The organism is Micromonospora sagamiensis (genome assembly GCF_014680085.1).
In the GTDB taxonomy this organism is placed as follows: domain Bacteria; phylum Actinomycetota; class Actinomycetes; order Mycobacteriales; family Micromonosporaceae; genus Micromonospora; species Micromonospora inyonensis.
On sequence record NZ_AP023438.1, the window covers coordinates 4,021,252 to 4,044,330 of the forward strand.

Genomic DNA, 23,079 nt, shown 5'->3' on the forward strand with positions numbered 1-23,079 from the left:
ACCGCTTTTTGTGTAGGAGGGGTCCCCTGCTACCACCTCAGGGCGCTCACCAGGTGCCGTCGTCGCGTACCCGGGCGGGGGCACGGCCGAGGAGGAGGGTGGTCAGGGCGGCGTCGATGTCTGCGCCGAGGAACCACTCGCCGGCCTGGTCGAGCGCGAAGACCCGACCGAGTTCGTCCACGGCGAGGATGCTCTCCTGCGGATACTCCGCCCCGATCGGAAAGAGCCGCATGCCCAGCACGGCCCCGAAGTCCGCCAGCGTGGCGGCACTGTGCGCGCCGCGCAGGGGACTGATGTCGAACCGACTGATCCACACCTGCTCGCCGCGGCCCCTGCGCTTGGAAACCAGCGACAGGAAGTCGGCCAGTGCCGCCTCGGCGGCAGGGAATGCCTGGTGGCGGTGGGCCGCCGTGCCGGTTTCGAGAGTTTCCTCGATCGCGGCAGGGACGATGTCCTTGATGAAGTCCATCTTCCCCCAGCCCGCTGCGACGAGTGCGTGCGTGACCTCCGGTGGAAAACGGTAGGGGTCGGGAGCGGGCTGGGGCTCGGGTCGCCACTCCTGGATCCAGACGGTGTCGTACCAGGGGAGCAGCCGCATCCGGGACAGGGCGGTCGCGCACGAGTCGCAGACCTCGTCCGCCGGTCCGCCCTCCGGATCGCCGGGTTCGCGTACCCGGAAGACCTCCAGGCGGGCGCTGTTCAGCAGCGCCAGGTACTCCTGGAAGTCCAGAGGCGGCTGCCCCTGGAGGGCGCGCTGGTGGTCCAGGTCGTGCAGGGCGTCGGAGATGACGATCAGCTCGGCGTGCCGGTCGCCACCGCGTACCAGCTCTCCGGTGCGGAGATTGTCCAGGTAGCCCTGCACCAGCGGATGGTGGTTCAGGGTGATGTCGCCCTTGGCCCCCTGCGCGACGTAGGTACGGCCGCCGACGGTCAGGTGCGCCACCGTTCCGGGAGTGGGCAGTCGGTGAAGCTCGCGTAGCAGTTGGGCGGCGGGGTCGACGGTGCGGGGTGCCGGCTGGGTGGGTCGACGCTGCCGGTAGGTCTGCGCGACGACGTCTGCCGGGACGCGTGGCCAGTGGGAGACCTCCCCGGTCTCCCGATCGATCACGGTGGTCGGCAGGTCACCCGGCAGTGCCCGCAGGTCACGGGGCACCGAGTACCAGATCACATATCCGAGGTCGAACTCCTCGACCAGCGGAGTGCATTCGTGCCCGAGGCGCTGCGACTCCCGACGCGCCCAAACGGTGGCGAGTTGTTCGGCCTGTTGACGGTCGATCACGGGGTGAAGTTACCCGACCCCACGGATCGGTGACGGACCGGTATGGTCTGGCCTACCCAAGGTGACGGGAGGCGGCATTGGCGGGAAGCGCGGACCGGGACGCCAACCGTGCGTTGCGAGCGCGGTTCGACGAGGTGCACGGTCAGTACCAGCAGCTGCGGTCCGGATTGGACGAACTGCAGGTCCGGTTGGCGGAACTGCGCATCACTGAGCGCTCCGACGACGGTCAGGTGACCGCCACCGTCGGTGCCCGAGGGCAGCTGATCTCCGTGGAACTGCATCCGTCGGTCTACCAGGCCCGCGACGCCCAGGCGTTGAGCCGCAAGATCACCTCTACGGTCCAGAAGGCCACCGCCGCCGCGACGGCCTCGACGCAGGAACTGGTCGCGGGCTACCTGCCGGCCAACTCCGGGTCGCTGGACTTCCTCCGCTCGGGCGACTTCGGCTCTCTGCTCCGTCGGGCCGACGCGATCATGGGACACGACGGTGGTCGGCGTGCCTGACGGGCAGCTCTGGCTCGACCCGGGACGTGCCCGGCGCGGCGGCATGGACCTTTCGCTCGCCGGCCGGGCGGTCAGGGCGAAACGCGACGGCCTCGGCGCGGAGATCGCGGCGGCGAGCGCCCAGCGCCCCTGGGGGCGGGACGACATCGGCGGCGCGTTCGAGAAGACATACCGGGGGTTGGAGGCGACCCTGCTGCGCGCCTGGGAGGGAGTCGGCCGGCACGTCGAGGGGCTCGGTGCCGACGTGGTCCGCTCGGTTGACGCCAACGTCGAGACCGACACCGGCAACGCCGGCCGCCTCAACCGGGTGCGTAACCAGCCCCGACACGATGTTCCCTGATCGGTCAGGAGCACCGGTGTGACCGTACTGCCGAGTCCGATCCCGCACCCTCTCGACTTCTGCCCCTGGCAGCTGCCGGACTGGATCTACGAGGCACTCGACTGGGTGGTCGGCGTCGAGTGGCCAGAGGGGAACGAGCGGGCGGTCTGGGACCTCGCCGACGAGTGGTACGCCGTGGCCGCCGCATTGGCCGGTCCACGCGAGGACGCCACCACCGCTGCCGGGGAGGTGCTCAGCGGGTACGGGGCGGTAGGAGCGGTCGCGAAGGCCTTCGACGTTGCCTGGCGGAAGGTGGCCGAGGGAGACGAGGCACCCCTACCGTTGCTGCTCGCGGTCAGCACCGACCTCGGTCGTCTCGTGGAGGAGTGCGGCTGCGACATCGAGGGCGCGAAGCTCGAGGTCTGGATCGAGCTCGGCATTCTCGTGGTCGAACTGCTCGCTATGACGGTGGCGGTCGTCCTCACCGCCGGTGCCGCCTCGCCGGCCGCAGCCGCCGCGATCACCGCGACCCGTTTCGTGGTCCAGCAGATCTTCAAGAAGCTGATCGCGCAACTCGCCCGGAAGACCCTCAAAAAGGGGATGCAGGAGGCGACCGAGCGGGCCGCGAAGCAGGTCACCAAGGACGGTCTGCGCGGGCTGGGGCGGAACGCGCTGCGGGGTGGCCTGTTGGAGGCTGCCGAGGAGGGCGGCGTCAACCTGGCCATCCAGGGCTATCAGAACTCGACCGGACGGCGGGACGGCCTGGACCTGGCCGACCTCGGCACCTCCGCCCTCGGCGGTCTGGCCGGCGGTGCCGCTGCCCCGCTCGCCGGTTTGGGCAAGCACGCGAGTAGCCGGGGTGGACAGTTCGCCGAGCACCTGGGCCGTGAGATGGGCGGCGAGATGATTGCCGACCAAGCGGCCAGCCTGGCCACCGGGGGCGGATTCGTCGGCTTGGAGGACGCGGCCCGCGCTGCGGCGTCCGGGGTCACCGGCTCGGTGGTCAGCCAGAGCGACGCGGCGCTCCAGGCACGACTCGACGCCCGGTTGGCCGCACTGGGTGGTACGCCCGTGTCCGTGGTCGACACCGCGCCACCCACACCGAGCGTCCCGGCAGCCGACTCGGGTCCATCGCCGGTCCCCGCCCAACGGACGACGTCCGACGTCGGCGACACCGGTACGAGTGCACCGGCATCCAGAACCTCCGGGGCGGACGCCACGCCGGGCCCGGTGCCACCCGCACCGAGGGACGCGGGTGGTCTGATCGAGGTGGACGGTTCCGCCGACGTGGGTGGGTCCCCCGAGGCGAGCGGTTCCGTCGGGGCGGACGGGCAAGCCGACCGTCGACCGGAGACTGTCCCTCCGGTCGGGTCCGAGCCGGCAGCCACCGTCACCAATCCGCCGTCCGCCGTCATCCCGTCCCTGGCACCTGTCCCGGTCTCCGCGACGCCGAGTCTGTCGTCCGTCCCGATGGATCCGGTGCTGGCCGCGTCCCCGGTCACCGCGCCCACGCCCGAGCTGGCCGCCACGGCAAGCTCGGTCGGGACGACGGCGACCGCGCCCGCTGTCACCAGCGCACCACCACCGACTGTGGCGAGCACGGGCTCGACCAGTGTGCACAACGGCACGCCCACCATTCTGACACCGGGCCCCACACCGGCGGTTCCGTCCGTCCCGATGGCGGCCTCGGGCGTCGCTTCGCCGGTCGTCAGCGTGACCAGCACGGCCACGACACCGGTATCCGGCTCGGGGCCGTTGACAGCAACGCCGAACCCGACCACCGGCTTCAGCGCGGCCATGCCGGCTAACGCCGATTCCGGTAAGCGGCACAAGCAGGAACCGCCCGTACTCGACCTGTCCCTGTTGGAGGCACTGGCTCCGAAGAGACGCCATTCGCAATCGCCGCCTCCACCTGCTCCCGCTCCGGAACCCGAGCCCCAGCAGTCGACGGAGCCTGCGTTCAGAAGCCGCGAGTGGTACGAGAGGACCTGGGCGGCGGATCGGGAGGCGCTCGAACGGCGTCGCTACCGCGGCTACTACGAGGCCCAGCGCGCCTGGTTCGAGGACCAGCGGCGGGAGACCCTCGTACGGGGGCTGCGTAGGGACGCGAAGGCGTACTACGAGAACGCACGCTGGCTTATCAGGCAGGCCCTCGGGCTGCACCGGGCCGGGAAACGGGCCCTGTCTGACCGACTCATCGCGCGCGCTCGTGAGCAGGAACGTCTCGGCCATCAGCAGGTGGATCTCGCCGAGGAGGTGCGGGAAGGCGCGGTCCTGCCGGACGTCACGTTCGTCGAGACCGAGGAGCACTTCCGGCGGATCAACGACGACGTAGCGGAGTTGGCGACCGGTGGGGTCGAGACCGGCAACCGGTCGGCGCTGACCGGAGACGACGTTCCACCCCCGAGCGACCAGACCCGGCCGTACGGGGAACGTGGCGGGCTGCGCCCGCCGCTGGCGCTGCACCAGACCGACCTGGAACGGCAGATGCCGCGCGAGCCAGACGGAAGCGTGACCCGGACGGCCGATCCCCGCCAGGGCAGATGGTTCTCGCTGGTCAACGACGGCGGACCGAGCGCCGACGCGACCCGGGCGATCAACTGCCTCGACTGCACCCTGTCCACGTACGAGACGTGGGTGCACGGCCGACCCCGCGTCTCCGCGCCGCGTACCTTCGACGGCTACTTCGAGGGTGACGTCAACCGGCCGATCGACGGTGAGTGGGGCGGCCCCGGTCGGGTCGAACGGGCCACCGGTGGCGTCTACCAGCGGGTGACCCCGTCGACCGAGGGCCTGTCGCCGGCCGCCGCCCGGCAGCAGGTGATGCAGGGGTACGCGGACCTGCACCGGCAACTGCTCACCGGCGGCCACGGCAGCTTCGCCTTCCTGGTGAACACCTGGGAGGGCGGCGGGGCGCACGCGTGGGTGGCCCTGAACCAGAACGGCACGGTGCTGTACCTCGACCCGCAGATCGGCACCGTGTCGGACCGTCCCCCGTACTTCCACCGGGGGGTGGCGCATCCGGGGAACGTGGCCGGTCTGGAAGCACTCGTGGTCGGTCCCGACGGCAGGCCGCTGCCGCTGCCGGGCCGCGAGGTGGGCGACTTCAGCGAGCAGCGGCCACTGTCCGTCCGGGCAGACCAGGCAACGGCAGGAGAATCGGGACCGCACCTGGCGCGGACGCAGTTCACCGCCGCCCCGGGGCAGCTACCGGGCTCGCCCGATGCGCCGGGCGCGAACCCCGACCCACGCCAGCCAGAACCGGAGCCTGCCGTGCTGCGCGCGGCGCGGGAAGGTGCGTGTGACGACCGCATCGCGGCTGGCATTCCCGCGTCCACGGTCATCGCGTCGGCCAAGGATCTCGACGCGGTCTTCTCGGTTGGCGTCAGCCCTGCGGAAGTGGCCGTCGCTGCGGACCAGGCTGCGCTGGGGAGACTCTTCCCGCACCTGGACGAGACAGCCACCCACGACCTGACGAGCCTGTTTGCCGAACCCCGTGTGCAGCAGATGCTCCAGGAGACGTGGCGGACCCCGCCCAAGGGCGAGCCGCTGTTGGCCGAGACGCTGGTCCGACAACTGGCGCAGCGACCGGATCTCGTCAGCATGGTCCTCGCGACGCCGGAGTTGATGGCTTCGCTCACGGCCCGTCCACTGACCCTGCACCACCTCGCCGTTCATCAGAACGCCATCGACGTTCTGATGTCGGTCATGGACGACATATCCTCTCGCGGTCCCGAAGCAATCGTAACGGCTGGGACGCCGGAACCAGAGGCGACGCCCTTGACCAACGAACAACGTCGGATCAGTTCGTCGGTCGAGACGTGGGTCGATGATGTCGATCAGCCCGGTTTTGATCAGCGCCGACGTGGAGACAGTGCTTATCGGCGACAGTACCTCGACGGTCTGTACGTTGCGGCGGCGGAAGCCCAGGCCGAACTGGCGGGACTGGCAGAACGGCTGGCTTGGGACGGGAACCAGCAAATCGGTCAGCCGGGCTGGCGTGCTGCTCCAAAGGACCGGCGTCGCGCTGAAGACAAGGTGGATAAGTACCGCGGAGATGCGTCGCAGTTGCGGGACCTGGCGGCTGCGAAGATTGAGTTTCGATCCCTGGGGCAACTCTATTCAGCGCTCGACCGGCTACGTCGCGAACCAGACGTGCGAATCGTATTCATTGATGATCGGTTCCAGCGTCCCCAAAAGAGCGGGTACCGTGATGTCCAATTGCTCCTAAAGATGTCGAACGGCCACATCGCCGAGTTCCGTCTCCACCTGGCCGCGCTGGATGAGGTGGCCGCCTGGGAGCATGCACTGTACGAGGTGCGGCGGGATCTGAAGGCCCTAGCCAAGCAGGAGGGGCGCCCTCTTCGGCTCGTGGAGCAGGCGATTTTCGATGGAGTGCTCCGTCGCGAGCAGGAGTTGTTCTGGAGGGCGCTATTGTCGACCTACCGAGAGGAGGGGACATGAATGGCGTCCCAGGGCTCCGACTGCCCTCGTATTTCCGCTACTACACATCGCCAGTAAAGCTGGTGGAGGTGCCGGGCGGTAAATTGATGGCTTGGCGGGTCTCGATCGAAACGGGCGGTTGGGAGTCCGCCGACAGTCTTATCGAGGAGATTCTCTTCGCCGTAGGTGGAGAGGTGTCGACGCTTTCCGCTGCCGACTTCGTGCAGGAGGTCGAGCGCTATCGAGCTCGCTACCTGGACGGTGAGGGGCCGATATTCGCCCTCTACGAGACGGTCAAAGCGATCACAGATGTGGAGCGACGAGAGCGCCGATACCTGACGCCACGAGAACGTGCGATCGTGAACGGCGTCCGCCGGAAGACGTTCGTCATGTTTGAGGAGCAGCTTCAGCAACAGGGCGATCCGGGTGCCGACCCGTCCATCGGGCAGGAGTAGGGCTACGGCGTCCGCCGGGCTCACCCCCCGGCCGTCGTGCGTGTACCGGTGGTAAACGATCGCTACACGACCTTGTGCCCGTGGACGCTTGCCAGCGGTGCGAGATCCGGTTCGCCAAACTGCTCCATCATCGACGCGAAGCGGGTCACCTTGTCTTCGCCGAACCGCCGGACGCTGGACACGTAGGAGGCAGCGGAAACGAACGTCGGCGGCGTCGTCTTGCTATGGAACTTGTCCGCGTACATGACTATGCGTTCCTCGCCGGTCTCGGCCATGTAGTCGCCGGCCGGTAACGGAAGCCCCTGCCGGAGCACGTCGTCGCGGCACAGTCCCATCCCGGTGTGACATGAGCAGAAGCGACACAGAGCCTCCGGATATCCGAGACCCCGGAGCAGCTCGTACCCCAACAGTCCGTGACGGACGTAGTTCTCCTGGTCAAGTGCGCCGCAGGGGCTGTACAGGCGATATACGCCGATGTCGTGGAGCAGGCTTCCCGCACGGACAAGCTCGATGTCGAGATCGTGCTCCCGTCCGGCAAGCAGGCGCTCGGCCAGCTCGCACACAATCTCGCAGTGGGAGTAGACGAGATCGAAGGCGTCGCGGGTCGGCGCGAACTGCTCATGCAGGGCGCGGATCTGCCTGTCAGTGGGAATCGAGACGCGGGATCCGGTGAAGCCTGCCTCCATCGGAGTGAGGCTATCCCTGGACGCTCTGCCACCGGTACCCAGCATGTCGGCCGATCCACCGAACCGGACCGTGGCCAACAACACGGGGCTGTCGAATGGCCGGCGACGCCTGAGGAGGCGCTGCGCGTACAGGATCGGTTGCGGCCGTTGGTCGACATGGTCGGGCCGGGTCCCACCGCGCCCACGACCGTGGCCGGCCTGGACGTCGCATACGCCGAGGACGGTGACCGGCTCGCCGCAGCCGTCACCGTGTTGGACGTCCGGACGCTGCGGGTCGTCGACTCGGCGGTGGTGACCGGCCGGCCGGCGTTCGACTACGTGCCCGGCCTGTTCGCCTTCCGCGAGTTGCCGGCGCTGCTGGACGCATTGGATCGGCTCACGAACCCGCCGGATCTGCTGGTCTGCGACGGGCACGGGTTGGCGCACCCACGGCGGTTCGGGCTCGCCTGTCATCTCGGGGTGCTCACCGGCCTGCCGGCGATCGGGGTGGGGAAGACCCCGCTGGTGGGCACGTGGGATCCGCCCGGCGAGCGGCGGGGTTCCTGGTCGCCGCTGGTGGACGGTACGGAGGTGGTGGGCCGGGTGCTGCGTACCCAGGACGGGGTGAAGCCCGTCTTCGTCTCCGTCGGTCACCGGATGGGTCTGGAGAACGCCTGCGCCCTGGTGCTCGCGCTCGCACCGAGCTACCGCCTACCGGAGACCACCCGCACGGCGGACCGGCTCTGCCGGGCGGCGCTGGCCGGTCGCACCTGACGATGCCGTAGCCGGGGTGGGTGAACCGGGCCGACGCGGGCGGGTCGAGCCGGCTGAGGCGGGGCGGGTGGAACCGGGGCCGGGGGGAACCGGGCGGGCCGCACGAACCGGGAGAACTGAGGCCGGTCGTCACGGGACCGGGGAGGTGGGTCGGAGCATCACGGGCGGTCGATGCCGCAGGTCGGTCAGCCTCCGGTAGTAGCCTGTCGGCCGGACCCCAACCGGGGAGGAACGGCGAGGTGATCATGACGGTACGTCGGAGAGCGGCGCGCCTGGCGGTGGTCTGCGCGCTGGCGGGCGGCGCGCTGGTCCTCGGTGCGCCACCCGCACTGGCCGACGACGACTCGGTCCGGGTGCGTGTCCCGGGCAGCTTCACCGCTGGCGGGTCGGCCGAATCCGTGTCGGTCGAGGTGCGCAAGCGCAGCGGGGGTTGCGTCCTGCTGCGTACCGGGCTGCGCCTGCGGCTGGAGGGGGTCCGGGCCGAGCAGGTGGAGGTGCAGGTGTCCGCCGGTGGCCAGTGGTGGCCGGTCCCGGTCTCCGGGGGCGGCGTGCTGAGCAGCGCCCGGACGTCCCCGGCCAACCCGACCCTCTGCAAGGGCAAGAGCATCACGGTGCGGTACCGGGTGACCTTCCTGCCCGGTGCGCCCGCCGGCAAGCTCACCGTGGCGGGGGAGGCGACCACCGCGGCCGGTCAGGCGATCGGCCGGCACGCCGACACGTCCCTGGTCCGGGCGGGCCGGAAGGCCACCCCGAGCCCCACCCCGACGAAGAGCCCGACCCCGAGCCCGACGCCGAGTCCGGTGGAGACCGGGCCGCCGACCGAGGATCCGGCGGTGGATTCGACGCTCGCCGCGGCGGGCGGGGGCGGTGGGCAGGCTGCCGACGAGAGCGGGTCCGGTGGCGGGCTCTCCCTGGTGATGGTCTTCGGCGTGGCGCTGGTGGCGGTCGGGCTCGGTCTGATCGTCCTGCTCTTCCGCCGCTCCCGCGCGGACCGGCGGGACGAGGACCCGGCGTCGCCCGCGCCGGTGCCGCCGCTGCCGGGCAACCCGGGCGGGACCACCTACCGCTCCGGCGGCCACCCGGCCCCCGGCGGCGTGGCCGGTTACGCCGGTCATCCCGTCCCGCCGGGCGGGCAGCTTCCGCCGGGCGGACAGCCTCTGTCGGGTGGACAGCTCCCGCCGGGTGGACAGCTTCCGCCGGGTGGACAGCTTCCGCCGGGCGGACAGCTCCCGCCGGGCGGACAGCCGGGCCGGGGGACGGTCTACCCGGGGTCGCCCCGGGGCACCGGTCAGCCGGCGTCGGGCACGGTGTATCCGGCGTCACCTCCGCCACCGGGGCACGGGTCGGGCGGCACGGTGTATCCGTCGCCGAGATCCGGGCAGCCCGGTACGCCCCCGCCTCCGGAGCACACCGGCGGTGGGGACTCGACGGCCATCATGCCTCGCCTACCCGAGTAGCCGCCGGACCCTCCGATACGCTCAGTGGCGTTGACGACCCACGGGCGAGGGAGCGAATCCGGTGTCTGACCTGTCCCAGATCGTGAAGGCGTACGACGTCCGAGGGACGGTGCCGGACCAGTGGGACGAACGGGCCGCCGAAGCCCTCGGTGCCGCCTTCACCCACCTGCTGAACACCACTGGCGAACCCGGGGAGCAGGTGGTCGTGGGGTACGACATGCGGGCCACCTCGCCCGGTCTGGCCGCTGCCTTCGGCGCCGGCGTGCGCGCCGAGGGTCGCTCGGTGGTGGAGATCGGCCTCGCCTCCACCGACATGCTCTACTACGCCTCCGGCGCGCTCGGCCTGCCCGGGGCGATGTTCACCGCCAGTCACAATCCGGCCCGGTACAACGGCATCAAGATGTGCCGGGCCGGTGCGCGGCCGATCGGGCAGGACAGCGGGCTGGCCGAGATCCGCGACCGGGCCCAGGCCCTGCTGGACAAGGGCGAGGCCGCCCCGACGGGGGAGCCGACCCCGCCGACCCGGCAGCGCGACCTGCGCCCGGAGTACGCCGCCCACCTGCGCGGCCTGGTCGACCTCGCCGGGATCCGACCGCTCAAGGTGGTGGTCGACGCCGGCAACGGGATGGGCGGGCACACCGTGCCGAGCGTGCTCGGCGACGCCGTCCTGCCGGCCCTGCCGCTGGAGATCGTCCCGCTCTACTTCGAGCTGGACGGCAGCTTCCCCAACCACGAGGCGAACCCGCTGGACCCGGCGAACCTGGTCGACCTCCAGCGCGCGGTCGTCGCGCACGGAGCCGACGTCGGGCTGGCCTTCGACGGCGACGCCGACCGCTGCTTCGCGGTGGACGAGCGGGGCGAGCCGGTCTCCCCGTCCGCGATCACCGCGCTGGTGGCGGCCCGGGAGCTGGCCAAGCACCCCGGCGCGACGGTCATCCACGGCCTGATCACCTCCCGCGCGGTGCCCGAGATCATCCGGGAGCACGGCGGCAAGCCGGTGGTGGCCCGGGTCGGCCACTCCTTCATCAAGGCGGAGATGGCCCGCACCAACGCGGTCTTCGGCGGCGAGCACTCCGCCCACTACTACTTCCGGGACTTCTGGTTCGCCGACACCGGCATGCTCGCCGCCATGCACCTGCTGGCCGCGCTGGGCGAGCAGGAGCGCCCCCTCTCCGAGTTGGCCGCCGCCTACGAGCGCTACGTCGCCTCCGGTGAGATCAACTCGACGGTCGCCGACCAGGCCGGGAAGGTCGCGGAGGTGCGGGCCGCGTACCCGGAGGCGGAGGTCGACACGATGGACGGGCTGACCCTGCGCTTCCCCGACGGGGCCTGGTTCAACCTGCGTGCCTCGAACACCGAGCCGCTGCTGCGGCTCAACGTCGAGGCACCCACCCGGGACCGGATGGCCGCACTCCGTGACGAGGTGCTCGAACAGGTTCGCCGATAAGATCGCGTGCGCCGGTCGGCGAGACCGACCGGTGAGACCACATACGTGGAAGGAGCCGCGCCGTGGCCCTGGATCCGCAGTTGTTGGAGATCCTCGCCTGTCCGGACACGCACCACGCCCCACTCGACTACGACCCGCAGGCGCAGACGCTGACCTGCACCGAGTGCCACCGGATCTTCGAGGTGCGGGACGACGTGCCCGTGCTGCTGCTGGACGAGGCACGCCCGGGGCGGCAGTCGTGATCGAGGGCACGGCCGGAGTCAGCGGCCACCGCGAGGCCGACGAGTCCCTGCTCGACAACCCGGACGCGCTCGCCGAGAAGGACCCGGGCGGCATGCTCCGGCACATCGCCTCCGCCGGGGCCCAGGTCCGCGAGACGGCCGCGCTGGCCGCCGAGGCGAACCTCCAGGTCCTCGCCGACGAGGGACGACCGCGGGCGGTGGTGATCGCGGGCATCGGCACCGCCGGGCGTACCGGTGACGTGCTGGCCACGGTGGCCGGGCCGCGCTGCCCGGTACCGGTGATCCCGCACCGCAGCGCCGGGGTGCCCGGCTGGGTCGGCGCGGCGGACGTGGTGATCGCGGTCAGCGCCTCGGGTCGTAGCCCCGAGGCGCTCGGCGCGGCGGAGGCCGCCCACCGACGGGGCGCCCGGCTGGTCGCGGTCGGTGCCCCGGACTCCCAGCTCCAGTCGGTGGCCGAGCGCGCCCGGGCCCCGTTCATCCCGGTGCCGCGCCGGGCCCCGGCCCGGGCCAGCCTCTGGGCGCTCACCGTGCCGGTTCTGCTCGCCGCCCGTACGCTCGGCCTGGTGAAGGTGAACGAGGCCGACCTGGCCGAGACGGCCGCCCGGCTCGACGCCGACGCCGACCGGTGCCGCCCGACCGCCGAGTCCTTCGTCAACCCGGCGAAGTCGCTGGCGCTCGGGCTGGCCGGTTCGATCCCGATCGTCTGGGGTTCGTCGCCGCTGGCCACCGTCGCGGCCCGCCGCTTCGGTGACACGCTCTCGGCGAACGCCCGCTACCCGGTGGTGGCCGGGGCGCTCGGCGAGGCGGGCCGGGGTCGGGTGGGTCTGCTCGACGGGGTCTTCGGTGGGTTGGTCGAGTCGGCGCGGGACATCTTCGCCGACCCGGACGACACCCCCGACGGCACCCGGCTGCGGGTGGTGCTGCTGCGCGACGGCGGGCTCAACGCCGACGACGACTCCGACGAGCCGCTCGCGGTCGAGGAGCGTCGGGCGGACGCGGTGCAGACCCTCGCCGAGCGGCGCGGCGTGCGCTGCGACGTGGTGACCGCCGAGGGTGGCTCCGCGTTGGAGCGGCTGGCCTCCCTGGTCGCCGTACCGGACTTCGCCTCGATCTACCTCGCGCTGGCACACGGTCTGGACCCGATGGCGGTTCCCGCCGTCTCAGAAATGAAGGAGCTCGCAAACCCGTGAACGAGTCGACCCCCCGGCTCGGCACATCCGTGCCGCACCACACACCGGACGGAGCGGCGGCGTGAGCGCCGGCGGCGGCACCAAGGCGATCGTGGCCGCGCTGCTGGCCAACGTCGGCATCGCCGTCACCAAGTTCATCGCGTTCCTGCTGACCGGCTCGTCGTCGATGCTCGCCGAGTCGATCCACTCGGTCGCCGACTCCGGCAACCAGGGGCTGCTGCTGCTCGGCGGTCGCCGGGCCAGGCGGCAGGCCACCCCGCAGCACCCCTTCGGGTACGGCCGGGAGCGCTACGTCTACGCGTTCATCGTCTCGATCGTGCTGTTCAGCGTCGGTGGCCTCTTCGCGCTCTACGAGGCGTACCACAAGTGGCACGACCCGCACGGAATCGACAGCTGGCAGTGGGTGCCGGTGACCGTGCTGGTGGCGGCGATCATCATGGAGACGTTCTCCTTCCGCACCGCGATCGTCGAGTCCAACCACGTGCGGGGCAAGGCCACCTGGGTGCAGTTCGTCCGGCGGGCCAAGGCCCCGGAGCTGCCGGTGGTGCTCCTGGAGGACCTCGGCGCGCTGGTCGGCCTGGTCCTCGCGCTCATCGGGGTCAGCATGACCCTGATCACCGGCAACGGGCTGTGGGACGCCGCCGGCACCGCGGCGATCGGCGTCCTGCTGGTGGCCATCGCGGTCATCCTGGCGATCGAGACCAAGAGCCTGCTGCTCGGTGAGGGCGCCGAGGCCGACGACGTGGCTCGGATCGAGCGGGCGATCGCCGCCGGGCCGGAGGTGGAGCGGATCATCCACATGAAGACCCTGTACCTCGGCCCGGAGGAGCTGCTGGTGGCCGCGAAGATCGCCGTACCGGCCGGCGCGTCGGCCGACCGGATCGCCGAAGGGATCAACGCCGCGGAGGCCCGGATCCGCGCGGCCCTGCCCGTCGCCCGAGTGATCTACCTCGAACCGGACATCTACTCGGCGGCCAAGGCGCAGGCCGCCGCGACCCCGGCGGCGGGGACGGACGACGGGCAGTCCGGGCACTGACCATGGAGCAGCTGTACGGGCCGGTCCGGGACTACGCATGGGGGTCCCGGTCGGCGATCGCCGAGCTCCAGGGGCGCCCGGTGCCCAGCGACGGGCCGGAGGCGGAACTGTGGCTGGGTGCCCACCCGGGCGCCCCGGCGACGGTGGATCGGGACGGCGCGCGGGTGAGTTTGCTCGACCTGCTCGCCGCCGATCCCGGCCACTGGCTCGGCGCCCAGGTGCTGGACCGGTTCGGCCCCCGGCTGCCCTTCCTGCTCAAGGTGCTGGCCGCCGAGGCGCCACTGAGCCTCCAGGTCCACCCGGACGCCGAGCAGGCCCGGGCCGGGTACGCCGCCGACTGCGCCCGCGCCGACGGGCCGCGCAACTACGTCGACCCGTACCACAAGCCGGAACTGCTGGTGGCGCTCACGCCGTTCGACGCGCTCTGCGGGTTCCGCGATCCCGCCGTCTCGGCGGCGGCGCTGGCCAGCTTCGGCGTGCCCGCGTTGGCGCCGGTGGTGGACGCCCTGACCGACGGCGAGTCGGGACTGCGGGAGGCGGTCCGTCTGCTGCTCGGCTGGCCGGCGGCGGAGCGGGCCGGGCTGGTCGGCGCGGTGGTGGCGGCACCGGTGACCGGTCCGGACGCGGCGCTGGTCCGCGAGCTGGCCGCCCGGTACCCGGACGATCCGGGCGTGCTGGTGGCGTTGCTGCTGCACCGCGTGCGGCTGGCGCCCGGCGAGGCGATCTGGATGCCGGCCGGCAACCTCCACGCCTACCTGCGGGGCACCGGCGTGGAACTGATGGCGGCCAGTGACAACGTGCTGCGCTGCGGGCTCACCCCCAAGCACGTCGATCCGGTGGAGTTGCTGCGGATCCTCCGGTTCGACGTCCTCGACGATCCGGTGGTGGCCGCCCGGTCGGTCGTACCGGGTGTGGTGACCTGGCCGGTACCGGTCGACGACTTCGCGCTCTACCGGGTCGCCGGTACGGCCGGGTCGGCGGAGGTACGGCTGCCGGTGCCCGGTCCCCGGGTGGTCCTCTGCGTGGCCGGGACGGTCACCGTGGGCGACGGCGCGGGTGTGGTGACGCTGCGGTGCGGCGAGGCGGCGATCGGCACCGCTGAGGCCGGCCCGCTGATCCTCGGGGGGCCCGGCGAGGCCTTCGTCGCCGCCGCTGGCCTGCGCTGACGTCGCTCCGGGTGCGCTGGCCCGGTTGGGGCGGGGGCGATCGGGAACATCTGACAGAAACGGTCGAATACCGCGCAACACGCATGCCGGATATTCCAGAAATGCTTGACGTGTCGGACTCGCGATGTGAACCTGTGAGTACGCACCGTTATCGCGACGCAGGTCCGAGAAACGGGCGGGGAACCAAACCGGGGGGATGCGCGGGGCGGCCGATGCTGGACGGATTCTCCGTCTGTGCTCGACCGCCCCGCGCGCTGTCTCGCGTAAGGTGGATAGCCGCCCAAGAATCTCGTTCCGACAGGAGCTCTCATGACCAGCACCCTCCCGGCGTCCAGCAGTGCGCCGTCCGAGGCCCGGCCGCGCACCCTTGCCGAGGGCGACTTCAAGGTGGCGGATCTGTCGCTCGCCGAGTTCGGGCGCAAGGAGATCCGCCTCGCCGAGCACGAGATGCCCGGCCTGATGGCGATCCGTCGTGAGTTCGCCGAGGCCCAGCCGCTGCGCGGCGCCCGGATCACCGGCTCGCTGCACATGACCATCCAGACGGCGGTGCTGATCGAGACCCTGGTCGCGCTGGGCGCGGAGGTGCGCTGGGCGTCGTGCAACATCTTCTCCACCCAGGACCACGCCGCGGCGGCCGTCGTGGTCGGCCCCGAGGGCACCCCGGAGACCCCGGCCGGCGTCCCGGTGTACGCCTGGAAGGGCGAGACCCTGGAGGAGTACTGGTGGTGCACCGAGCAGGTGCTGGCCTGGCCGGACGGCCAGGGGCCGAACATGATCCTCGACGACGGCGGTGACGCCACCCTGCTCGTGCACAAGGGTGTCGAGTTCGAGAAGGCCGGTGTGGTGCCGCCGGTGGAGTCCGCCGAGTCCGAGGAGTTCGCGGTCATCCTGGGCGTGCTGCACCGCTCGCTCGCCTCCGACAACCAGCGCTGGACCCGGATCGCCGCCGGCATCAAGGGCGTGACCGAGGAGACCACCACCGGCGTGCACCGCCTCTACGAGATGCACCGGGAGGGCAACCTCCTCTTCCCGGCCATCAACGTGAACGACTCGGTGACCAAGAGCAAGTTCGACAACAAGTACGGCTGCCGGCACTCGCTCATCGACGGCATCAACCGGGCCACCGACGTGCTGATCGGCGGCAAGATGGCGGTCGTGCTCGGCTACGGCGACGTGGGCAAGGGCTGCGCCGAGTCGCTGCGCGGCCAGGGCGCCCGGGTCGTGGTGACCGAGGTCGACCCGATCTGCGCCCTCCAGGCGGCGATGGACGGCTACCAGGTCGCCACCCTCGAGGACGTGGTGGAGCAGGCCGACATCTTCATCACCGCCACCGGCTGCTTCGACGTGATCACCAACGAGCACATGGCCCGCATGAAGCACCAGGCCATCGTCGGCAACATCGGCCACTTCGACAACGAGATCGACATGGCCGGCCTGGCCAAGCGGTCGGACGTCACCCGGGAGAACATCAAGCCGCAGGTCGACGTCTGGCGGTTCGACGACGGCCACGCCATCATCGTGCTCTCCGAGGGTCGGCTGCTCAACCTGGGCAACGCCACCGGGCACCCGAGCTTCGTGATGTCGAACTCGTTCGCCAACCAGACCATCGCGCAGATCGAGCTCTACACCAAGACCGACGAGTACCCGATCGGCGTCTACGTCCTGCCGAAGCACCTCGACGAGAAGGTCGCCCGGCTGCACCTGGACGCGCTCGGCGCGAAGCTGAGCACCCTCACCAAGGAGCAGGCCGCGTACCTCGGCGTGTCGCCGGAGGGCCCGTTCAAGCCGGAGCACTACCGCTACTGAGCACCGACGCGACCGGGCCGGCTGGGCACAGCCGGCCCGGTCCGGCGTATCCGCCCGACGGTGCCGGGCGTCCGGCTCGTCCGTCCGGGCCGTCGGCTCAGGGGCCGCCGCGCCGCGCCGCCGCCCGGATCCAGGTCCAGACGCACCACACCAGCCAGCCCACCGAGACCGCTGCCGCGAGCACGCGCAACCGCAGCGCGCTGAGCAGCAGGACGACGGCCAGCACGGCCAGCCACGGGCCGAGGACACGCATGCCGGTCCCTCCTGTCCCACCGGCCACACCGGTGGTGGATTCCGCCGGCGGCCCCGGTAGGGGTCGCCGGCCCTGCTGGTCGCGGGTTTTCTGTGGCAAGCTTTGCCGGCGCGGATATCACGCTGGTGACACCGATCCCACGATGACGAACGGGGATGGAATATTAATCCCATGAGAGCACGGGTACTGGTGGTCGACGACGACCCTGCGCTTGCCGAGATGCTCGGCATCGTGCTGCGCAACGAGGGGTTCCAACCCTCCTTCGTCGCCGACGGGGAGCGAGCCCTGGCCGCCTTCCGGGAGAACCGGCCCGACATCGTCCTGCTCGACCTGATGCTGCCCGGCATGAGCGGCATCGACGTCGCCCGCGCGATCCGGGGCGAGTCGGGCGTGCCGATCGTCATGCTGACCGCCAAGAGCGACACCGTCGACGTCGTGCTCGGGCTGGAGTCCGGGGCGGACGACTACGTGGTCAAGCCGTTCAAGCCCAAGGAGCTGGTGGCCCGGATGCGGGCCCGGCTGCGTCGGGGCGAGGACGCCGCACCGGAGATGCTGACCATCGGCCCGCCGACCAACCAGATCACCATCGACGTGCCGGCGCACACGGTCAGCCGCAACGGCGAGGAGGTCAAGCTCACGCCGCTGGAGTTCGACCTGCTGGTCGCGCTGGCCCGCAAGCCGCGCCAGGTGTTCACCCGGGAGGTCCTGCTGGAGCAGGTCTGGGGGTACCGGCACGCCGCCGACACCCGGCTGGTGAACGTGCACGTGCAGCGCCTCCGGGCCAAGATCGAGCCGGACCCGGAGCGGCCGGAGATCATCCTGACCGTGCGGGGCGTGGGCTACAAGGCGGGGACGGGATAACCTGGGGACCACTGTGCGTGACTCCCCGACCTCCGTCGATCCCGCTTCCCGCCCACACCGGTTCTCCGCCGTGTGGGCCTTCTGGCACGCCCTGGTCGGGTGGTCCGCCCGGGTCACCGCCGGAGTGCGGCAGACCTGGCGCCGCTCCCTCCAGGTGCGTGTGGTGACCATCACACTCGTCACGTCCAGTCTGCTGGTCGGCGGATTCGCGTACCTGATCGCCGACAAGATCACCGGCATCCTGCTGGAGAACGCGCAGACCGACGTGCTGCTGCGGCTCACCAGCGGGCGGGAGTACTCCGAGAAGCAGTTCCGGGTGTTCAGCCAGCCGCAGGAGGCGAAGCTCCAGGAGACCCTGGACGGCACGGTCAACTACCTGGCCGGCGGGGGCGACCCGGCGCAGACCGGCGGGGTGGTGGTCGCCATCACCGCCGACCAGTACTCCGGCGTGCTGAAGTCGCGCACCTCGCCCGACGTGGACGTCTGGCCCCTGGTCAGCGCGGAGCTGCGGGCCGCGGTCGCGGACGGCCAGGTCGCCCACCAGATCCGGACCGGGCAGGTGGCCGGGGAACGGACCACCTACCTGGTGTACGGCTCGCCCGTGCCGACCCGGTTCGGCCAGGTCGAGCTGTACTACTTCGTACCGCTGACCCGGCAGGCCCAGACGGCCGGCGACGCGCGGGCCACCGTGGTGGCCACCGGGGTGGCGTTGGTCCTCCTGCTCGGGCTGCTGGCCGCCCTGGTGACCCGGCTGGTGGTCAGCCCGGTCCGGGCGGCGGCCCGGACCGCCCAGCGCCTCTCCGCCGGCCTGCTCGACCAGCGGATGACCGTCAACGGCGAGGACGACCTCGCCCTGCTCGCCGCCTCGTTCAACCAGATGGCGACCAACCTCCAGCGGCAGATCCTGCGGCTGGAGGAGATGTCCCGGATCCAGCGCCGGTTCACCTCCGACGTCTCGCACGAGCTGCGGACCCCGTTGACCACGGTACGGATGGCGGCCGACCTGATCTTCGCGGAGCGGGACGACTTCGACCCGGCGGTGGCCCGCAGCGCCGAGTTGCTCCAGGCCGAACTGGACCGCTTCGAGGAACTCCTCACCGACCTGCTGGAGATCAGCCGCTTCGACGCCGGGTTCGCGATGCTCGACTCCGAGCCGACCGACCTGGTGCCGGTGGTGCAGCGGGTGGCCGACCGGCTCGGCAGCCTCGCCGAGCGGGTCGGCGTGCCGCTGGAACTGGACGTCCCGGCTTCCCCCGTGATCGCCGAGGTGGATCCGCGCCGGGTGGAGCGGGTGCTGCGCAACCTGGTCGGCAACGCCGTCGAGCACGGCGAGGGACGGCCGGTCCGGATCACCCTCGGCGTGGACGAGACCGCCGTGGCGGTGACCGTGCGCGACCACGGGGTGGGGCTGAAACCGGGGGAGGAGAAGCTGGTGTTCAACCGGTTCTGGCGCGCCGACCCGTCCCGTGCCCGGCAGACCGGGGGCACCGGGCTCGGCCTCTCCATCAGCCTGGAGGACGCCCGGCTGCACGGCGGCTGGCTGGAGGCGTGGGGCGCGCCGGGGCAGGGCGCGCAGTTCCGGCTCACCCTGCCCGCCCGCGCCGGGGACCGGCTGACCACCTCGCCGCTGCGGCTGGTGCCCGCCGACGCCACGCTGCCCTTCGGCGGCCCCCGCGACGGGGAACTGCTGGCCATCGGCCCCGGGCCCGGCGGGGCCCTGGCGATCGGCCCGGCGACCGACGGCGAGCGGGCCGAGGTCCGGCCGTGAACCGGCGGCTGGTGGCGGCGCTGCTTGCCGGGGTGCTGCTGGCCGCCGCAGGGCTGGGCGGCTGCGGGATACCGCAGTTCTCCGAGGTGCGGGTGGACGGCCCGGGGCCGGTCGGGGAGGCCGGCTCGGTCAACGGCCGCCCCAGCGAGCCGCCGCCGCGCGGTGCCAGCGGCAGCGACTCGGCCGCGTTCATCCGTAACTTCCTCGCCGCCCCGGCCGGCGAGGCGAACCGGGCGTACGAGCGGGTGTTGCAGTTCATCGCCCCGGAGGACCGGGACCGGCTCCAGGAGAAGCAGGGCAGCGACTTCGCGGTGAACGTGGTCCGCCTGCTCGACGACCCGGTGACCACGGTGAACCCGCAGGGCACCACCGGCGAGGAGGCCACCTTCTCGGTCCGGGTGGCCGTGCAGCAGGTGGGGCTGCTGCGGGCCAACGGCACCCTCGCGCCCCCGGTGGCCACCGAGACGGAGTACCAGTTCAACCTGCGGGCCGCCGCGCCGGCCGGGTCGGACGACGACGACGCCGGCTACTACGTCGTGGACCCGCCGAGCACGCTGCTCCTCAGCGACCAGGCGCTCCAGATGTTCTACCGGCCCTCGACGATCTACTTCTGGAACTCCAACCAGACCCGGCTCGTCCCGGACCAGCGGTACCTCCCCCTCGCGGTGCCGAAGGAGCGCCGGGTCACCGAGGTGGTCGGCTGGCTCACCGACGGTCCGTCGGAGTGGCTCGCCCCGACCGTCACCCGGCTGCCCGACGGCGCCCAACTGATCAACAACGCCACCGAGACCGACGGTCGGTGGGAGATCGACATCGCCATGTCGGGCGAGGACGGGGCCAAGTTCGACCGGCTCGTCACCCAGCTCGCCTGGTCGCTGCCGGACCTCGACGGCCCGCTGGAGCTGAAGGTCCGCAACCAGACCCGCCGGAAGGTCGAGAGCGCCGCCCAGCACCGGCTCGCCAACCCCGTCTACCTGGTCCGGCAGGACCCGCAGCGGTTCTGCGTGTACGAGGGGGTGGTGCGCCCGCTGGCGTTCCTCGGCGAGATCAGCGGCACCGACCCGGTCGCCCAGGCGGACAACCGCAACGTCGTCTCCGCCGGTCTCAGCCGGGTCGGGGACCGGATCCTCGCCGCGCTCGTGGTGGCCGACGGCCGGCGTCAGCGGCTCGCGGTGGGCAGCGGGGCGGCCCCGGTACGGGTCGCCGCCCGCAGCGCCGCGACGTACGGCTCGATCGGTCGGCCGGTCTGGCTGAAGACCCCGGACACCCGGGGCGCACACGGGCTGGTGGTGGCCGACGGCCGGCTCCACCGCTTCGACAGCGCCGCCCATCTCACCCCGGTGCCGCTGATCGTGCCCGGCCCGGTCACCGCGGTCGCCGCCGCACTGGACGGGCACCGGATCGCGCTGGTCGTCGGTGGCCGGCTGTACGTGGCGGCGGTGAGCGTGGACGGCGGCGGGGTCACCGTCGGGCCCACCCGTCAGGTGCCCACCTCGCTGACCGCGCTCACCGCGGTGGACTGGGCCGGGGAGTCCCGGCTGGTCCTGGCCGGCACGCAGGGCCAGCCGGCGGTCTACGAGGTCAGCGTGGACGGGGCCGGGGCCGAGGTCGCGCTCCGGACCGACCTCGGTGCGAAGGTCACCCACCTGGCGAGCTACCCGGACAATCCGGTCGTCCCGTTCGCCCGCAGCCCGGTGATGTACGAGGCGAACCGGGTCACCTGGGCCGGGCCGCCGCTTGTCCAGGTCCTGCGGGAGCAGGTCCAGGGGGTCGGGCCGGCGGGTGCCGAGGCCCCACCGGGCAGTCCGACCGCCCCGTTCTTCCTCTACTGATCCGCATGCCGGGCAGCCTCTGGGCGGATCTCGCCGACCTGGTGCTGCCGGTGGAATGCGCCGGCTGCCGGGCCCGGCGGGTCCCGCTGCGGCACGGCGTCTGCGCCGACTGTGTGGCCACGCTGGGCGCGTTGCGACCCGTTCCGGTACGCCCCGACCCCGCCCCCGCCGCCCTCCCGCCCTGCGTCGCCCTCGGCGCGTACGACGGGGTGCTGCGGGAGGTGCTGCTGGCGTACAAGGAACGGGGCCGGCACGGCCTGGCCCGGCCGCTGGGCGGGTTGCTGGCCGAGGTGGTGGCGGCGGCGGTCGGCGAGGTCCGGCCGGTGCTGCTGGTGCCGGTGCCGGACACGGCCGAGGCGGCGCGGGCGCGCTACGGCGACCATCTCGGGCGGCTGGCCCGGCACGCCGCGGCCCGGCTGCGCGCGGCGGGCTGGCCGGTGCGGGTGCGGCGGCCGGTGCGGGCCCTGCCCCGACCGGACTCGGTGGGGCTGGACAGCGCCGGCCGGGCGGCGGCCGCGGCCGCGGCGTTCCGGCTGCGGGCGTGGCCTTCGGCCGGCCCGGTCGACCCGGGCGGCACCGTGGTGGTGCTCGACGACATCCTCACCACCGGCGCCACCCTGGCGGCGGTCGGGAGTGTGCTCGGTGCGGCCGGACTGTCGCCCACCGTGGCGGCGGTGCTCGCCGCGACCCGGAAACGGCGGTCAGGGTGACTCTCCGTGGTTCCGTTTCACCCCTTGGTGACCGAGCTGTGAAATTCTCTGGTCTGCCATGACAACCGGGGGTGACTGGTTGGCGAGGAGGAGTTAGCGTTTCGGTGTCGGGGGTAGGAGGGGTCCCATCCACCGCTCCCGGCGTGGAAGGAGGCGTAGCCGTAGCAACCGGTCGACGCCGCAGGGATGCTCCCAGGGTCGGCCGGATCAGGATCGAAGACCATCCGATCAAGGGAGGTCACGTGGACATCGTGGTCAAGGGCCGTAACGTCGAAGTGCCGGACCATTACCGGGTACACGTAGCAGAGAAGCTTGCCAAGATCGAGCGTTACGACCACAAGCTCATCCGGGTCGACGTCGAGTTGTTCCACGAGCGCAACCCGCGTCAGGCGGACCACTGCCAGCGCGTCGAGATCACCTGCGTGTCGCGCGGGCCGGTGGTTCGGGCCGAGGCCTGCACCAACGACTTCTACAGCGCGCTGGACGCCGCCATCGCCAAGTTGGACACCCGGCTCCGCCGGGCGGCCGACCGCCGCCGCGTCCACCGGGGACGGCACGCGCCGATCTCCGTCGCCGCCGCCACCGCCGGCCTGCCGGTCGCGGACCTCGGTGAGCCCACGCTCTCCACCAGCGCGTCCACCACCGCCACCGCGGTCGCCGAACGGGACGAGGAGCCCGACGACCAGCCCTGGCACATCGCGCGGGAGAAGGTGCACCCCGCCCAGCCGATGACCGTCGACGACGCCCTGTTCGAGATGGAACTCGTCGGTCACGACTTCTATCTGTTCCAGAACAAGGAGTCCGGCCGGCCGTGCGTGGTCTACCGCCGGCACGCCTACGACTACGGGATCATCTCCCTCGACCTCTGAGTCC

20 protein-coding genes are annotated in these 23,079 nt (G+C 71.8%); 17 read left to right on the forward strand and 3 right to left on the reverse strand.

Translation table 11 applies throughout. The features are described from left to right. Positions 1-46 precede the first annotated feature (46 nt). Positions 47-1,279 (reverse strand): SUKH-3 domain-containing protein, encoded by a 1,233-nt coding sequence (locus tag IGA62_RS17765; RefSeq protein ID WP_145819758.1) that lies wholly within the window; start codon positions 1,277-1,279, stop codon positions 47-49. 77 nt (positions 1,280-1,356) lie between these two features. Between IGA62_RS17765 and IGA62_RS17770 the strand changes: the two genes are divergently transcribed. The 4 genes from IGA62_RS17770 to IGA62_RS17785 are packed head-to-tail and all read left to right on the forward strand — an operon-like array spanning position 1,357 to position 6,999. Further along, positions 1,357-1,782 carry a YbaB/EbfC family nucleoid-associated protein gene (locus IGA62_RS17770; protein ID WP_145819756.1) on the forward strand — a complete coding sequence of 142 codons (426 nt, stop codon included), beginning with the start codon at positions 1,357-1,359 and terminating at the stop codon, positions 1,780-1,782. After that, positions 1,775-2,122, forward strand: a complete 348-nt coding sequence (locus IGA62_RS17775; protein ID WP_145819754.1) for a hypothetical protein — start codon at positions 1,775-1,777, stop codon at positions 2,120-2,122. The genes IGA62_RS17770 and IGA62_RS17775 overlap by 8 nt, the downstream gene beginning before the upstream one ends. Positions 2,123-2,140: 18 nt before the next feature. Continuing rightward, on the forward strand, positions 2,141-6,565 hold the full coding sequence (locus IGA62_RS17780; RefSeq protein WP_145819752.1) for a toxin glutamine deamidase domain-containing protein: 4,425 nt from the start codon (positions 2,141-2,143) through the stop codon (positions 6,563-6,565). After that, entirely contained in the window at positions 6,562-6,999 is a 438-nt protein-coding gene (locus IGA62_RS17785; protein ID WP_145819750.1) for a hypothetical protein, read from the forward strand. The genes IGA62_RS17780 and IGA62_RS17785 overlap by 4 nt, the downstream gene beginning before the upstream one ends. A 62-nt stretch (positions 7,000-7,061) precedes the next feature. Here IGA62_RS17785 and IGA62_RS17790 read toward each other — a convergent pair whose 3' ends face one another. After that, on the reverse strand, positions 7,062-7,685 hold the full coding sequence (locus tag IGA62_RS17790; RefSeq protein ID WP_145819748.1) for an HD domain-containing protein: 624 nt from the start codon (positions 7,683-7,685) through the stop codon (positions 7,062-7,064). A 156-nt stretch (positions 7,686-7,841) separates the two neighbouring features. Here IGA62_RS17790 and nfi point away from each other — a divergent pair, with 156 nt between their 5' ends. The 8 genes from nfi (at position 7,842) to ahcY (ending at position 16,782) form a co-directional block, all read left to right on the forward strand. Continuing rightward, the gene (gene nfi / locus IGA62_RS17795) at positions 7,842-8,438 is read left to right on the forward strand and encodes a deoxyribonuclease V (RefSeq protein WP_145822158.1); all 597 of its coding nucleotides are present in this window, start codon (positions 7,842-7,844) and stop codon (positions 8,436-8,438) included. A gap of 239 nt (positions 8,439-8,677) precedes the next feature. Beyond that, entirely contained in the window at positions 8,678-9,895 is a 1,218-nt protein-coding gene (locus IGA62_RS17800; RefSeq protein WP_232624681.1) for a hypothetical protein, read from the forward strand. A 61-nt stretch (positions 9,896-9,956) separates the two neighbouring features. Continuing rightward, the gene (locus IGA62_RS17805; protein ID WP_145819744.1) at positions 9,957-11,342 is read left to right on the forward strand and encodes a phosphomannomutase/phosphoglucomutase; all 1,386 of its coding nucleotides are present in this window, start codon (positions 9,957-9,959) and stop codon (positions 11,340-11,342) included. A 62-nt stretch (positions 11,343-11,404) separates the two neighbouring features. Continuing rightward, a complete protein-coding gene (locus tag IGA62_RS17810) occupies positions 11,405-11,584 on the forward strand; it encodes a Trm112 family protein (protein WP_088980537.1) in 180 nt (59 codons plus the stop codon). Further along, positions 11,581-12,774 (forward strand): SIS domain-containing protein, encoded by a 1,194-nt coding sequence (locus IGA62_RS17815; RefSeq protein WP_145819742.1) that lies wholly within the window; start codon positions 11,581-11,583, stop codon positions 12,772-12,774. The genes IGA62_RS17810 and IGA62_RS17815 overlap by 4 nt, the downstream gene beginning before the upstream one ends. Positions 12,775-12,835: 61 nt before the next feature. Then, positions 12,836-13,810, forward strand: coding sequence for a cation diffusion facilitator family transporter (locus IGA62_RS17820; protein ID WP_145819740.1), 975 nt, complete (start codon positions 12,836-12,838; stop codon positions 13,808-13,810). A 2-nt stretch (positions 13,811-13,812) separates the two neighbouring features. Beyond that, positions 13,813-14,976, forward strand: a complete 1,164-nt coding sequence (gene manA / locus IGA62_RS17825) for a mannose-6-phosphate isomerase, class I (protein WP_145819738.1) — start codon at positions 13,813-13,815, stop codon at positions 14,974-14,976. A 309-nt stretch (positions 14,977-15,285) separates the two neighbouring features. Further along, positions 15,286-16,782: an adenosylhomocysteinase gene (gene ahcY, locus IGA62_RS17830; RefSeq protein WP_145819736.1), complete on the forward strand. Its 1,497-nt coding sequence runs from the start codon at positions 15,286-15,288 to the stop codon at positions 16,780-16,782. A gap of 97 nt (positions 16,783-16,879) precedes the next feature. Here ahcY and IGA62_RS17835 read toward each other — a convergent pair whose 3' ends face one another. Beyond that, positions 16,880-17,035 (reverse strand): hypothetical protein, encoded by a 156-nt coding sequence (locus IGA62_RS17835; protein ID WP_186500031.1) that lies wholly within the window; start codon positions 17,033-17,035, stop codon positions 16,880-16,882. A 171-nt stretch (positions 17,036-17,206) separates the two neighbouring features. Here IGA62_RS17835 and mtrA point away from each other — a divergent pair, with 171 nt between their 5' ends. From mtrA to hpf, 5 genes are all read left to right on the forward strand, one after another. Next, on the forward strand, positions 17,207-17,896 hold the full coding sequence (gene mtrA, locus IGA62_RS17840; RefSeq protein ID WP_145819734.1) for an MtrAB system response regulator MtrA: 690 nt from the start codon (positions 17,207-17,209) through the stop codon (positions 17,894-17,896). A 70-nt stretch (positions 17,897-17,966) separates the two neighbouring features. Next, positions 17,967-19,664 carry an MtrAB system histidine kinase MtrB gene (mtrB, locus tag IGA62_RS17845; protein WP_377464272.1) on the forward strand — a complete coding sequence of 566 codons (1,698 nt, stop codon included), beginning with the start codon at positions 17,967-17,969 and terminating at the stop codon, positions 19,662-19,664. Then, entirely contained in the window at positions 19,661-21,496 is a 1,836-nt protein-coding gene (locus IGA62_RS17850; RefSeq protein WP_145819731.1) for an LpqB family beta-propeller domain-containing protein, read from the forward strand. Before mtrB ends, IGA62_RS17850 begins: the two co-directional genes overlap by 4 nt. A 5-nt stretch (positions 21,497-21,501) precedes the next feature. Then, positions 21,502-22,206 (forward strand): ComF family protein, encoded by a 705-nt coding sequence (locus IGA62_RS17855; protein WP_186500029.1) that lies wholly within the window; start codon positions 21,502-21,504, stop codon positions 22,204-22,206. Positions 22,207-22,448: 242 nt separating this feature from the next. Further along, on the forward strand, positions 22,449-23,075 hold the full coding sequence (gene hpf / locus IGA62_RS17860; RefSeq protein WP_145819729.1) for a ribosome hibernation-promoting factor, HPF/YfiA family: 627 nt from the start codon (positions 22,449-22,451) through the stop codon (positions 23,073-23,075). Positions 23,076-23,079 lie beyond the last annotated feature (4 nt).